At 54.5% G+C, this 12,903-nt stretch carries 12 protein-coding genes and 4 tRNA genes; 2 read left to right on the top strand and 14 right to left on the bottom strand.

Going from position 1 to position 12,903, the window contains the following annotated elements; genetic code table 11:
• Window positions 1–16 precede the first annotated feature (16 nt).
• Entirely contained in the window at window positions 17–130 is a 114-nt protein-coding gene (locus K2F33_RS17205; protein ID WP_084203873.1) for a sporulation protein YjcZ, read from the bottom strand.
• 213 nt (window positions 131–343) lie between these two features.
• On the opposite strand from K2F33_RS17205, the gene K2F33_RS17200 reads away from it, so the two are divergent.
• Window positions 344–1,426 (top strand): AI-2E family transporter, encoded by a 1,083-nt coding sequence (locus K2F33_RS17200; RefSeq protein WP_212984429.1) that lies wholly within the window; start codon window positions 344–346, stop codon window positions 1,424–1,426.
• 29 nt (window positions 1,427–1,455) lie between these two features.
• Here the strand turns inward: K2F33_RS17200 and K2F33_RS17195 are convergent, their stop codons facing one another.
• The 7 genes from K2F33_RS17195 to K2F33_RS17165 form a co-directional block, all read right to left on the bottom strand.
• Entirely contained in the window at window positions 1,456–1,866 is a 411-nt protein-coding gene (locus K2F33_RS17195) for a hypothetical protein (protein ID WP_076169879.1), read from the bottom strand.
• Window positions 1,867–1,898: 32 nt separating this feature from the next.
• Window positions 1,899–2,567, bottom strand: a complete 669-nt coding sequence (locus K2F33_RS17190) for a uracil-DNA glycosylase (RefSeq protein ID WP_263882383.1) — start codon at window positions 2,565–2,567, stop codon at window positions 1,899–1,901.
• A gap of 163 nt (window positions 2,568–2,730) precedes the next feature.
• A tRNA-Leu gene (locus tag K2F33_RS17185) sits at window positions 2,731–2,816 on the bottom strand.
• A gap of 152 nt (window positions 2,817–2,968) precedes the next feature.
• Window positions 2,969–3,054, bottom strand: a tRNA-Leu gene (locus tag K2F33_RS17180).
• Window positions 3,055–3,079: 25 nt separating this feature from the next.
• Window positions 3,080–3,156 (bottom strand) — tRNA-Ile (locus K2F33_RS17175).
• 38 nt (window positions 3,157–3,194) lie between these two features.
• Window positions 3,195–3,271, bottom strand: a tRNA-Met gene (locus tag K2F33_RS17170).
• Window positions 3,272–3,377: 106 nt separating this feature from the next.
• Complete coding sequence (locus K2F33_RS17165; protein WP_163879495.1) at window positions 3,378–3,542, bottom strand: hypothetical protein; 165 nt, start codon at window positions 3,540–3,542, stop codon at window positions 3,378–3,380.
• Between the two features lie 211 nt (window positions 3,543–3,753).
• Here K2F33_RS17165 and K2F33_RS17160 point away from each other — a divergent pair, with 211 nt between their 5' ends.
• A complete protein-coding gene (locus K2F33_RS17160; protein WP_076170154.1) occupies window positions 3,754–4,620 on the top strand; it encodes a YitT family protein in 867 nt (288 codons plus the stop codon).
• Between the two features lie 139 nt (window positions 4,621–4,759).
• On the opposite strand, the gene pyrE is transcribed toward K2F33_RS17160, so the two are convergent.
• The 6 genes from pyrE to K2F33_RS17130 all read right to left on the bottom strand — a co-directional run bounded on the left by pyrE (window position 4,760) and on the right by K2F33_RS17130 (window position 12,902).
• Window positions 4,760–5,401: an orotate phosphoribosyltransferase gene (gene pyrE, locus K2F33_RS17155; RefSeq protein WP_263878014.1), complete on the bottom strand. Its 642-nt coding sequence runs from the start codon at window positions 5,399–5,401 to the stop codon at window positions 4,760–4,762.
• Window positions 5,398–6,135, bottom strand: a complete 738-nt coding sequence (pyrF, locus tag K2F33_RS17150) for an orotidine-5'-phosphate decarboxylase (RefSeq protein ID WP_318670944.1) — start codon at window positions 6,133–6,135, stop codon at window positions 5,398–5,400. Before pyrF ends, pyrE begins: the two co-directional genes overlap by 4 nt.
• A gap of 21 nt (window positions 6,136–6,156) precedes the next feature.
• Complete coding sequence (carB, locus tag K2F33_RS17145) at window positions 6,157–9,369, bottom strand: carbamoyl-phosphate synthase large subunit (RefSeq protein ID WP_263878012.1); 3,213 nt, start codon at window positions 9,367–9,369, stop codon at window positions 6,157–6,159.
• A 1-nt stretch (window position 9,370) separates the two neighbouring features.
• A complete protein-coding gene (locus K2F33_RS17140) occupies window positions 9,371–10,501 on the bottom strand; it encodes a carbamoyl phosphate synthase small subunit (protein WP_076169875.1) in 1,131 nt (376 codons plus the stop codon).
• Window positions 10,502–10,599: 98 nt separating this feature from the next.
• A complete protein-coding gene (locus K2F33_RS17135; RefSeq protein WP_263878009.1) occupies window positions 10,600–11,883 on the bottom strand; it encodes a dihydroorotase in 1,284 nt (427 codons plus the stop codon).
• 110 nt (window positions 11,884–11,993) lie between these two features.
• Entirely contained in the window at window positions 11,994–12,902 is a 909-nt protein-coding gene (locus K2F33_RS17130; protein ID WP_263878007.1) for an aspartate carbamoyltransferase catalytic subunit, read from the bottom strand.
• Window position 12,903: the final 1 nt, after the last annotated feature.

Genomic DNA, 12,903 nt, shown 5'->3' with positions numbered 1-12,903 from the left:
TGTGTTGTGTTACGCCTTAACAAAAACAGGAGCTCAAAATAATGACCAAAAGGATGAAAAGGACCAAGATCGCTCCCGTCGATTTGAAAACTCCGCCTGGATAACCAACGCCGCCTACGACTCCGCTCATAGGTTTGAACCTCCTTTTTCATGGGGTCAACCTATATTATGTAGTTCACCTGCGGTTTGACTGTACGAATACCCGGATTGCCTCAAACGGCTACCGCTTCCAGAAGCGATGGCAGGAGCTCCCTGAATCATCCTTATGACATTTGGTTAATGGGTTGTAAAAGAGGAAACAGACCGTTACATAGGCTGGTCCATGAAGGCTGGGGGGATTTGATTGCTGCAGAGCAAATATTTTCGTACATGTCTGGGTATCATCGCGGCACTTTTAATTATTTATTTGGGTGCCAAAGTAAAGTTTATTTTCAATCCGATCGTGCTGCTGTTCAAGCTGCTGCTGGTCCCTGTGATGCTGGCCGGTTTCATGTACTACTTGCTGAGGCCCATCGTAAATTACTTGGAAAAGCACCACTGGAAAAGGTCGCTTTCGATTCTGTCGATCTACCTCGTGTTCGTTGGTCTGATCGCCCTGTTTTCGGTGCTGGTATGGCCAACGCTGCGCGAGCAGGTGATCACTTTTGCCGAAAACGCGCCCTATTTCGTGGAAGATTTGCAGAAGCAGTTTGAGGCGCTTCAGAAAAACAGCTTTTTCGCCAGGGCGCTGCCAAGCGAGTCTGAAATTTATGCCCGCGTGAGTGAATATCTCAACGGTCTGATTATGGCCGTAACGGATTCGATCTCCAATTTTATATCCGTCGTATCCAATGTCGTGGTCATTATTGCTACCGTTCCGATCGTGCTGTATTACATGCTGAAAGAAAGCAGCAAGCTTCCCCCTAAAATTTTGCACATCCTTCCACGGAAATATCGGAAGGAAGGGAAAGAAGCGCTGCGGGAAATCGATACGGCGCTCAGCAACTTTATCGTCGGCAGGGTCGTGCTGAATCTCATTCTAGGCGTGCTGATGTACATCGGCTTCCTCATTATCGGGCTTCCATACTCTCTGCTGCTCGCGCTGATCTCGATCGTCCTGAACCTGATTCCATACGTAGGTGCGATCATCGCTGCCATTCCGGTCGTTATCATAGGTTTTATCGATTCGCCTTCCGTTGCCGTATGGTCGCTCGTCGTGATCATCATCTCCCAGCAGATCCAGGATAATCTGCTGACGCCGATTATTTACGGCAAGCAGCTGGACATTCATCCGATGACGGCGATCGTCCTGCTGCTGATCGGCGGAGACGTATCCGGGATCGTCGGCGTCATTTTGGCCATTCCCGTCTACATGATCGCCAAGATTATTATCGTCCGGGGGTATGGGCTGTTTTTGGCGGAAAAGGTAGATGACATGAAAGAGTGAGAAAAAAAGCATGCCGCAAGACCAATGTCTCACAGCATGCCCCGCAATGACCGGACAACGCAAGTGCACTCCGCTTTCCGAAAAGTCCGGCCGTCCGACAGGGTCACCGTCTCCGCATTATGCGAACTCAGGGTGGCCCTGTATGCTTCCAGACGGTCCTTCCGCCAGATCATGACCTCGGACCCGAACAACACGGCGTTATCGAACTGCCGTTTGTCCTTCATGATATATCCGACCGAATGAGGCGCGGCGTCAGGGGCATTTTTCCCTTCGGGAAGAAGCCGGATCGTACAAACCTCGCCAAACGGCAGCTTCAGGTCGTGCGGCCCGAGCACGAGCCATTCGTTATGTTCATCCCATTTGCGAAGCGTCCCCTTGACCCGGGAATGCAGCTTGTCGTTGCACAGGATGGTTACCCGCCTGCCGATCCAGTTCTTCATGGCCCTTTCGCCTCCTTTCGCATTAAAATGAGTTACCTGTCAGGAATCGCCCAATCGACCGGCTTGATCCCATGGGCTGCTAAAAACGCGTTGGCTTTGGAAAACGGCCTGCTTCCAAAAAAACCGCGGTGCACCGACAGCGGACTCGGGTGAACCGACTGGATCACCAGATGCTTTTTCCGATCGATAAAAGCTCCTTTTTTCAGGGCATGGCTTCCCCATAGAATGAACACGACCGGCTTATCCCGCTCATTCAGCTTCTCAATGACAGCATCGGTAAATCGCTCCCATCCTAATCCTTTATGCGAATTTGCCTCGCCATCCCGGACGGTCAGCACCGTATTGAGCAGCAGCACCCCTTGCTCGGCCCAATGCACCAGCGTTCCATGGTTTGGAATCGGTACGCCCAAATCGCTGTGCAGCTCTTTGTAAATGTTCACGAGGGAAGGTGGAATCCGCACACCGGGTTTGACCGAAAAGCTAAGGCCGTGGGCCTGTCCGGGTCCATGATAAGGATCCTGCCCCAAAATGACCACTTTGGTATCCTCGTATGGGGTCAGCTTGAGCGCTTTAAAGAGGTCCTCTTTCGGCGGGTACACTTTGTGAACCTTGTATTCCTTGGCCAGCTTATAACGGAGTTCCTGAAAATAGTCCTTTTCGGTTTCTTCCTTCAGCTGCTCGTCCCAATCGTTATTAAATATCATGAAGCATTTCTCCTCTCTCGTAAATATATAAACCTATTTTTATAGAAAAACGTCTTCCGACGCACAATCAATGAAAGTCAGACCGCATTGAACGGCAGCTAAAAAAATAAGCCGGCCCCGATCCGGACCAGCTTACCCTGTTCATCTTGTTCCAATCCAATGCCGAGAACCGGGCTCGAACCGGTACGGTAGTCACCTACCGCAGGATTTTAAGTCCTGTGCGTCTGCCAATTCCGCCATCCCGGCTTGTCTATCACTTTTGTGACGACAAAATTTAATATAACATGTTTTGCCTATACCGGCAATCCTTTAATTGCCATTCCTTTTACCGCCCATGAGCACAAAAAAACCGGCTCAGTCAAAGACTGAACCGGCTTCCTTCGAATGGTTTACCTGTATGCCGAGGACCGGGCTCGAACCGGTACGGTAGTCACCTACCGCAGGATTTTAAGTCCTGTGCGTCTGCCAATTCCGCCACCCCGGCATGCTGTTTCTTACATATTGCTATATGGTGGGCCCTGAGGGACTCGAACCCCCGACCAGTCGGTTATGAGCCGACCGCTCTAACCAACTGAGCTAAGGGCCCTGATCAAGTATATACCGTACAGATAATGGCTGTTAAATTGGTTGCGGGGGCAGGATTTGAACCTGCGGCCTTCGGGTTATGAGCCCGACGAGCTACCGGACTGCTCCACCCCGCGTCATTAACCATATCAAATAGCGACAAGAATTAATATACAGCATATGTACCCACTGCGTCAAGTATTTATTTATGGAATTGGTGTTAGGACACTGGAGCCTACCATGTCATGGCAAGAAGCGGACACCGTACCTGCCTCTCCTTGAACGGAAAATTTCAACGAGCCGCGGCTCTTCATAACCGTAAATCCAGCTGTCCTGCTCCAGCCTCTTCGCCAGGCACCCTGCCTGGAATTTCGTCCGGTAGAGCTTGCCGAAATACACCCACCGCATTACTGCTAACCCTCCTTTCATAGATGAGCTGTTTTGATGCCTATTGTTGCCGCAAACGCCATGGTTCATTCATAGCAGCAGAAATCTCGGCTAGTAAAATGTCGAAAACGTTCGAAAAAAAGCGAGATTGCTTTGTGCTGAGCGGAAAAATCGTTTATACTGATAACTAAGTTGTTTAACATTTTAATTTTCAGGAAAGCGGGGAATGTCCATGGCAAAAACACATAAAAAGCTGTCTTTTGCGGATCTGGTCAAAAAATTTGTATTTATTACGGTAGGGGCCGTGCTTATGGCCGTAGCGCTCGAGGTATTTCTGGTTCCCAATGAAATCATCGATGGCGGCATCACCGGGATTTCGATCGTCTTATCCAAAGTAACGACCTTTCCGCTCGGTATTTTTCTGTTTATTATCAACCTCCCCTTTTTATTTCTGGGATACAAGCAGATCGGAAAAACGTTCGCCTTTTCTACCCTTTACGGCATCGCCGTCATGTCTGTAACGACGCAGCTGCTGCATCATGTCAGTCCTTTTACCAATGAGAAAATATTAGCGGTCCTGTTCGGCGGCCTTATTCTCGGCCTTGGCGTCGGACTCGTCATCCGTTTCGGCGGCTCGCTCGACGGAACCGAAATTGTCGCGATTCTGCTGTCTAAAAAGCTCCGCATGCCGGTCGGCCAAATCATCATGATCATGAACGTCTTCATTTTCATTGTTGCCGGATTCGTTTTCGGTTGGGATTCCGCGATGTACTCCATATTTACATACTATATGGCCTCCAAAGTGATGGATATCGTGGTCGAGGGCTTGAACGAGTCCAAGTCGGTCACCATCATCTCGAACGAATACGAGGAAATTTCCCAAACGATTCAGGATCGGCTGGGACGCAGCACGACCTTCATGTACGCCAGAGGCGGCTACTCGAAGGAAGATACACAAGTCATCTATTGCGTCGTCACCCGGCTTGAGCTGGCCAAACTGAAGGCGCTCGTGCAGGAGATCGATCCCAAAGCCTTTATTGCCATTGAGCATGTGTCCGATGTGCTCGGCGGCAATTTTGAGAAAAATGCCATCCACTAAATCATTTGCAACCTCAAGCTTAAGGTAACAGCAAGATCGATCATCCGTGTAAACAACTTAAAAAGGCAGCCCTCAGGGGCTGCCTTTGCTGTATCATTTTATAAATCCATTTGAGGAAATTCACACAAGCGTCGTCCTCTTAGTTTCCGAACGATGACGGATCTTCTCTCCACGCTTTGAGCGCTTTGACGTCCTCCTGCTGAATGGCTCCCTTTTCCAGGGCCACTTCCATCAGCGCCGCATAGTTGGACAACGTCTGCAGCGGAATCCCCGCTTCGGCAAAGGCTTGTACCCCTTTATCGAGCTGATAGCTGAAGATGGCGAGCACGGCAAGCGGCTCGGCACCGGCTTCCTTCACGGCTACCGCCGCTTTGAGCGAGCTGCCGCCGGTCGAGATCAAGTCTTCGATGACGACGACTTTTTGCCCTGGCTTGATGATGCCCTCGATCAGGTTCTCCTTGCCGTGCCCCTTCGCTTTGTCGCGGATATAGGCCATCGGCAGATTCAGCTTCTGGGCAACCCACGCCGCATGAGGGATACCGGCCGTCGCCGTTCCCGCAATGACTTCCGCGTCCGGATACTGCGCCCGGATGATCGCAGCGAACGATTCGGCGATAAGCTCGCGGAGTTCAGGGTAAGACATCGTCAGACGGTTATCGCAGTAGATAGGCGACTTGATGCCCGAGGTCCAAGTGAACGGCTGTTTTGGCCGGAGCGCCACCGCTCCGATCTCAAGCAAATGGGATGCGATACGGGCTGGAATTTCTGCTAGGGTAGTCAAGCTTCGATCATCTCCTTGATAATGTGTTCGGCAGCTTCACGCGGGTTTTCCGCCGCCGTAATCGGACGCCCGACGACGATGTAATGGCTGCCTTGGCGAATGGCTTCGCCCGGCGTCAGGACGCGCGCCTGGTCGCCTGCTGCGGAGCCCGCAGGCCGGATACCCGGCGTGACCGTGATAAATTGCTGGCCGCAAGCCTCGCGGATCAGCGCCGATTCCTGGGCCGAGGCGACGACGCCGTCCAGTCCGGCCGACTGCGTCAGCTTGGCGTAGTGTACCACTGCGTCCTGCACGCTGCCTTGAATGCCGATCTCGCTGTTGAGCGTCTCCTGGCTGGTGCTGGTCAGCTGGGTGACCGCGATAATGACCGGCCTGCTCAGGCCGGGATCGGCCACAAGCGCGGATTCAGCTCCATCAAGCGCGGCTTTCATCATCACCGTACCTCCGGCAGCATGGACGTTAAACATGTCCACACCAAGACGGGTGATGCTCTCTGCGCCACCCCTTACGGTGTTGGGTATGTCATGCATTTTCAGATCAAGAAATACGCTGTAGCCTTTTGACTTCAATTCCCGCACAAAAGCAGGCCCTGCAGCATAGTACAGCTGCATGCCCACCTTCAAGTAGCAGGGAATCCCTTCAAGTTCGCGGACCAGCGCGGATGCCGCTTCGGCATCCGGGTAGTCCAGGGCCACGATCAAGCGGCCCGCCATTTCTGTATACTTATCATTCATACTTCTAGTATTTCCCCCTTCTCAGTTCGCAAAAGCCGGCATGGCCTGCGAAGAGAAGTTGAGGGTATCCAGCATATTCATCAATGCTCTGACCGTGTCCAGCGAGGTCATGCAGACTACGCCGTTCTCTACCGCTTCCCGGCGGATACGGAATCCGTCGCGTTGCGGCGTTTTCCCTTTGGTCAGGGTGTTGAACACGAACTGCGCTTCACCATTGCGGATCAGATCCAGGATGTTCGGTGTGCCGTCGCTGAGCTTCTGCACGGTCGTTACGTTGAGTCCGGCATCGTTCAGAGCTTGAGCCGTACCTTCCGTTGCATAGATCTTGTAACCAAGGCGCTTGTAGCCCTTCATGAGCTCCACAGCTTCTTCCTTATCCTTGTCGGCCACGGTGACGATGATTGCACCCGATGCCGGAATTTTCATGCCTGCGCCGATCAAGCCTTTGTACAGCGCTTTTGCATATTGCAGGTCGCGTCCCATAACTTCGCCGGTCGACTTCATTTCCGGTCCGAGTGTCGGCTCGACTCTGCGCAGCTTCGCGAAGGAGAACACCGGTACTTTGACGGAAACGTAGTCGCTTTCCGGCCAGAGGCCTTCTTTGTAGCCTGCGTCCTTCAGCTTGCGGCCGAGAATGGCCTGCGTGGCCAGGTTCGCCATCGGAATCGTCGTCACTTTGCTCAGGAACGGTACCGTCCGGGAAGAGCGCGGGTTTACCTCGATGACATACACTTCGTCGTTGTAAATGACGAACTGGATGTTGACCAGGCCGATCGTTTTCAGTTCCTTCGCAATCCGTGTCGTGATGGACACGATCTTCTCCTTGAGATGCTCCTCCAGGTGCTGCGGCGGATATACCGCGATCGAGTCGCCGGAGTGCACGCCTGCGCGCTCGATATGCTCCATGATGCCCGGGATGACCACGGTTTCGCCGTCGCAGATCGCGTCGACTTCCACCTCTTTACCCAGCATGTAGCGGTCGATCAAGACCGGATGCTCCGGATTGATCTTAACAGCCTGCTCCATATAGCTCAGCAGCTCGTCATCGGAGTAGACGATTTCCATCGCGCGTCCGCCAAGGACGTAGGATGGACGGACCAGCACCGGATAGCCGAGCGATTGGGCCGTGTCTACGGCTTCGTCGACCGATGTAACCGTGCTGCCTTTCGGCTGGGCGATTTGCAGTCTCGAGAGCAGCGCCTCAAACTTCTTGCGGTCCTCCGCCTCGTCGATACTTTCGAGGCTGGTGCCGAGAATGTTCACGCCCGCTCTGCTCAGCGGTCCGGCCAGGTTGATGGCCGTTTGGCCGCCGAACTGCACGATGACGCCGATCGGCTTCTCCTGCTCGATAACGTTCATGACGTCCTCGAAGAACAGCGGCTCGAAGTACAGGCGGTCTGACGTGTTGAAGTCCGTGGATACCGTTTCCGGGTTATTGTTGATGATAACCGCTTCGTATCCGGCCTTCTGAATTGCCCACACGGCGTGTACGGTCGAGTAGTCGAACTCGATGCCTTGGCCGATCCGGATCGGTCCGGAGCCCAGCACGACCACTTTCTCCTTGTTGGACGGCGTTACTTCGTTCTCCGTCTCGTAGGTCGAGTAGTAGTAAGGCGTTGTCGCTTCGAATTCTGCCGCGCAGGTGTCAACCATTTTGTAGACCGGACGCAGACCGTTCGAGAGGCGGAACTCGCGAACTTCCGTCTCCGTCGTCAGGCTTCCAGCCTGGCTCTGGCTGCGGATCTCGGCAATCGCCCGGTCGGTGAAACCGCGGCGTTTCGCCAGGTACAGCGTTTCATAAGAAAGCGTGTCTTCCTGAAGCTGCTCTTCGAACGCGATCAGCCCCTGGATTTTATCGAGGAACCACCAGTCGATCTTGGTCAGGTCCTGAACTTCCTGCAAGCCATAGCCGCGGCGGAACGCTTCCGCGATCAGGAAGATCCGCTCGTCGTCGGCTTTGATGAGGCGCTCGCGGAGCACTTCCTCGCTCAGCTCTTCCGTACCTTTCAGATAGAAGCGGTGCACTCCGATTTCCAGGGAGCGGATCGCTTTATGGATCGATTCCTCGAACGTGCGGCCGATAGCCATAACTTCGCCGGTCGCTTTCATTTGCGTGCCCAGCTTGCGGTTCGCCTGTACGAATTTATCGAACGGCCAGCGCGGAATTTTGCTGACGATGTAGTCCAGCGTTGGCTCGAAGCAAGCGTAAGTCTGCCCGGTTACCGGGTTGACGATTTCGTCCAGGGTGTAGCCGAGGGCGATCTTTGCCGCCATCTTGGCGATCGGGTACCCGGTCGCTTTGGAAGCGAGCGCCGAAGAGCGGCTGACGCGAGGGTTAACCTCGATGACATAGTATTGGTAGCTGTGCGGATCCAGGGCGAACTGCACGTTACATCCGCCTTCGATGTTCAGCGCGCGGATAATTTTCAGCGACGCCGATCTCAGCATTTGGTATTCACGATCCGAGAGCGTTTGGGACGGGGCTACGACGATACTGTCACCGGTGTGAACGCCAACCGGATCAAAGTTCTCCATGTTACATACGACGATGCAGTTGTCGTTGGCATCGCGCATGACTTCGTATTCGACTTCCTTCATACCCGCGATGCTCTTCTCGATCAGGCACTGGCCGATCGGGCTGTAACGGATACCGGAACTTACCGTCTCACGCAGTTCTTCTTCATTCGCGCAGATGCCGCCGCCGGTTCCGCCGAGCGTGTACGCCGGACGGACGATCAGCGGGTAGCCGATCTCTTCGGCGAAGTCGAGCGCTTCTTCCAGGGTAGTGACGATCGTGCTTTCCGGTACCGGCTGTTCCAGCTCGCGCATCAGTTCGCGGAACAGGTCGCGGTCTTCGGCTTTTTCGATCGAATGCAGCTGGGTGCCCAGCAGTTTAACGTTTTCCTGCTCCAGCACGCCTGCTCTCGCCAGTTCCACCGCCATGTTAAGGCCGGTCTGGCCGCCGAGCGTCGGCAGCAGTCCGTCCGGGCGTTCCTGACGGATGACCTGGGTTACAAAGTCCAGGGTGATCGGCTCGATGTATACTTTATCCGCCGTGTTCGTGTCGGTCATGATGGTCGCCGGGTTGCTGTTGATCAGGACAACCTCGACGCCTTCCTCTTTCAGCGCTTCGCATGCCTGCGTGCCCGCATAGTCGAACTCAGCCGCCTGGCCGATGACGATCGGTCCAGAACCGATAACGAGGATTTTCTTAAGCTGTTTATTGATAGGCATATTATCGTGCTCCTTTCACGGCTGCAGCCAGTTCAGCCTGGCGCGGTTTTGCAGGTTTTTGCTGTTTATGATCGGCAATCATTTTCAAGAACTCGTCAAACAGATAGCTGTTGTCGTAAGGGCCAGGGGCCGCTTCCGGGTGGTATTGCACGGTAAAGGCCGGGTATTTCTTATGTTTGAGCCCTTCCACCGTCTTGTCGTTGTTGTTGATATGCGTAACCTCGAGCTCTGTGCCGGCAATGGAGTCATCCTTAACCGTGTAGCCATGGTTCTGCGATGTGATATAGCAGCGGTTCGTCGCCAAATCCTTCACCGGATGGTTGCCGCCGCGATGGCCGAATTTCAGCTTCTCGGTGTCGGCGCCGCAAGCCAGGGCGAACAGCTGGTGACCCAGGCAGATGCCGAAGATCGGATATTCGCCGAGCAGTTCCTTGATCGTCTGGATCGCATGCGGCACATCTTTAGGATCCCCAGGGCCGTTGGACAGCTGAATGCCATCCGGATTCAGGCGGCGGATTTCCTCGGCCGTCGTATCATGCGGAACAACCACCACGTCGCAGCCGCGGGAAGTCAGTTCGCGCAAAATACCGCTCTTGGCGCCGTAGTCGATAAGTACGATCCGCTCTCTAGCGCCCGGGCTGCTGTAAGTATGCTTCGTGGACACGCGCGACACCTGATCGGTCATCAGGGTGCTCGCAGCAAGACGCTCTCTCAGCTCCTCGACGGACTGAGCGGATGTCGTCAGAATCCCCTTCATCGTGCCGTGGCTGCGGATAAGGCGGGTCAGCATGCGCGTATCAATGTCGCTGATGCCGACGATCCCGTATTCCTTCAGCAGCGTATCCACGCTGTACTCGGCGCGCCAGTTGCTCGGCACCGTTTCATGGCGGCGTACGACAAATCCGTGCACATATGGCGCAACCGACTCAAAATCGTCGCGCGTAATGCCGTAGTTGCCGATCAGCGGGAACGTCATCGTGACGATTTGCCCGCAGTACGACGGGTCTGACAGCACCTCTTGATATCCCGTAATCCCTGTATTAAACACGACTTCGCCCGTCGTTTCACCTTCTGCTCCGAAAGCACTGCCCGTAAACAGTGTTCCGTCCTCCAGCAGCAATCTTGCCTGCATCCCACTCACTCCTCTGTCAAATTACGTTAAGTTAGTATCTAGTAGTATCTATATCTGTTTCTTTTTTATCAACCGATCCGGCCCGGTTATATCCGGTTTTAGGCTTCAAACACGACTTTGCCGTCCATCCAGGTTTTAACCGGCCAGCCCTTCAGCTTCCACCCGGTAAACGGCGTGTTCCGTCCCTTTGAGGCAAACTCTTCCGGATTCACCGCTTTTTCGGTTTCCAGGTCAATCATCGTCAGGTCAGCAGGAGCGCCTTCCTCAAGCCGCCCGGTGTTCAAACCGAACACCCGCGCCGGATCGGAAGTCATCCGCTGAACCAGCATGGCCAGATCCCATTTGCCAGTCGCCACAAACTTGGTGTACAAGAGCGGGAAGGCCGTCTCGAAGCCAACGATGCCAAAAGGCGCCATTTCCATGCCTTTCGCTTTCTCTTCCGCCGCATGCGGCGCATGATCCGTCACGACGATGTCGAGCGTTCCGTCCAGCAGCCCTTCGATGCAGGCTTCCACGTCCCGCGGCGAGCGCAGCGGAGGATTCATTTTCCAGTTGGCGTCCAGCCCCGGAATGTCTTCATCCGACAGCAGCAGATGGTGCGGACACACCTCGGCGGTGACGTGAATGCCGACTTCCTTGGCCTGGCGGATCAGCCGGACTGATTGTTCCGTGCTGACGTGGCATACATGGTAGTGCACGCCCGTCGCTTCTGCCAGCAGGATGTCCCGCCCCACATGAATCGCTTCCGACTCGTTCGGAATACCGATCAGTCCGTGCTGCTCGGCAAACTTGCCTTCCGTCACGCTACCCCCTTCGACCAGGGAGTTCTCTTCACAGTGCGCAATCACCGGCATGTTCAGCTCTTTCGCCCGGCGCATGGCGTCTTTCATCATCTTGGCGTTCTGTACGCCAACGCCGTCGTCGGTGAAGCCGACCGCCCCCGCTGCTTTGAGCGCTTCAAAATCCGTCAGCTCCCGTCCGAGCTCCCGTACCGTTATCGCAGCATAAGGGAGCACCTTCACGATTCCCGCCTCGCGGGCCTTCTCCAGCACCAGCTGGACCGTTTCCGGGTTGTCGGTCACCGGTTTCGTGTTCGGCATGCAGGCGATGGTCGTGAAGCCGCCTTTGGCAGCCGAGCGGCTCCCGGTCTCGATCGTTTCCTTATGTTCAAATCCAGGTTCGCGCAGATGGACATGCATATCGATCAAGCCGGGCGTAACCAGCTTGCCGGCAGCGTCCGTCACTTCGGCCCCTTCGGGAGCACTCCAGCCGGCATCGGGTTCCACCAATGTTTTGATGATGCCGTCCTCGATGACGATATGCTTGCTTACCTGCTCCCCTTGTTCGTTCAGTACGCTGGCGTTCGTTATGATCTGTATCATGAGTACCTCCGGTCGTTGATTGGCACTGTGGCTTCCAATCTATTGTATAATAATAATTCATTTTTGTGTATATTTATTAATAAAATTTGTGTATGCCTATATATCCCTGATTATTTCATCGCCCGTTCCATGACAGCCATACGGATCGGAACGCCGTTGCTCATTTGCGGGAAGATCGCCGACTGTTCACTCTCGACAACCGCATCGTCGATCTCCACGTTCCGGTTCACCGGAGCAGGATGCATAATTAGTGTATGCTTGGACAATTTGGAAGCCCGCTCCTCCGTCAATCCGTACTGCGCTCTGTATTCCTCCGCCGATTTCAGCATGCCGGTCGCATGACGCTCAAGCTGAACCCGCAGCATCATGACCACATCCGAGCGGAGCGCCTCTTCCATCGTTACGTATCTGGCAAACGGCTCCAGCTCCGGTGCCGTCATATTATTCGGCGCGCAGAATTTGACTTCGGCCCCGAACTTGCGCAGCGCCCACAGGTCCGATCGGGCCACCCGGCTGTGCTTAATGTCGCCGATGATCGACACTGTCAGGCCTTGAAGGCTGCCGAACCGTTTCTTCATCGTGTACAGGTCGAGCAGCGCCTGCGTCGGATGCTCATTGTTTCCGTCCCCTGCATTGATGAGCGGAACCGAGATTTTGCTGGACAACTCCTCCAGTACCCCGGCCGGCTTCAGCCGAATGACGCCTGCGTCAATCCCCATCGATTCGAGCGTTCTTACCGTGTCGTAGATCGATTCGCCTTTCTCTACGCTCGAAGCAGCCGCCGTAAAGTTCAGCACCTGGGCGCCAAGGCGTTTCTCTGCCATTTCGAAGGAAAAGCGCGTCCGCGTGCTGTTCTCAAAAAACATGTTGGCTACGAATTTGGAGGCCAGCACCAGCACCAGCTTTTCGTGCTGTGCTTCCCAGTATGCGGCCCGGTTCAGGATCGATTCGATTTCGTCGCGGCCCAGATCCTTCAGTCCGAGCAGGCTCCGGTCCTTCAGCTGCGTCATCGTTAGCATG

It is taken from the genome of Paenibacillus sp. PSB04, from assembly GCF_025809195.1.
In the GTDB taxonomy this organism is placed as follows: domain Bacteria; phylum Bacillota; class Bacilli; order Paenibacillales; family Paenibacillaceae; genus Paenibacillus_AQ; species Paenibacillus_AQ favisporus.
Note: the sequence above shows the minus strand (reverse complement) of the source record. Positions and strands in the feature narration are given on the sequence as shown.

Coding starts and splice junctions, on each gene's coding strand:
- K2F33_RS17165 (WP_163879495.1), bottom strand. CDS start 3,542: ATGCGGTGGGTGTATTTCGGCAAGCTCTACCGGACGAAATTCCAGGCA.
- carB (WP_263878012.1), bottom strand. CDS start 9,369: ATGCCTATCAATAAACAGCTTAAGAAAATCCTCGTTATCGGTTCTGGA.
- K2F33_RS17140 (WP_076169875.1), bottom strand. CDS start 10,501: ATGCAGGCAAGATTGCTGCTGGAGGACGGAACACTGTTTACGGGCAGT.
- K2F33_RS17195 (WP_076169879.1), bottom strand. CDS start 1,866: ATGAAGAACTGGATCGGCAGGCGGGTAACCATCCTGTGCAACGACAAG.
- K2F33_RS17205 (WP_084203873.1), bottom strand. CDS start 130: ATGAGCGGAGTCGTAGGCGGCGTTGGTTATCCAGGCGGAGTTTTCAAA.
- pyrF (WP_318670944.1), bottom strand. CDS start 6,135: ATGAATGATAAGTATACAGAAATGGCGGGCCGCTTGATCGTGGCCCTG.
- K2F33_RS17135 (WP_263878009.1), bottom strand. CDS start 11,883: ATGATACAGATCATAACGAACGCCAGCGTACTGAACGAACAAGGGGAG.
- K2F33_RS17130 (WP_263878007.1), bottom strand. CDS start 12,902: ATGCTAACGATGACGCAGCTGAAGGACCGGAGCCTGCTCGGACTGAAG.
- K2F33_RS17160 (WP_076170154.1), top strand. CDS start 3,754: ATGGCAAAAACACATAAAAAGCTGTCTTTTGCGGATCTGGTCAAAAAA.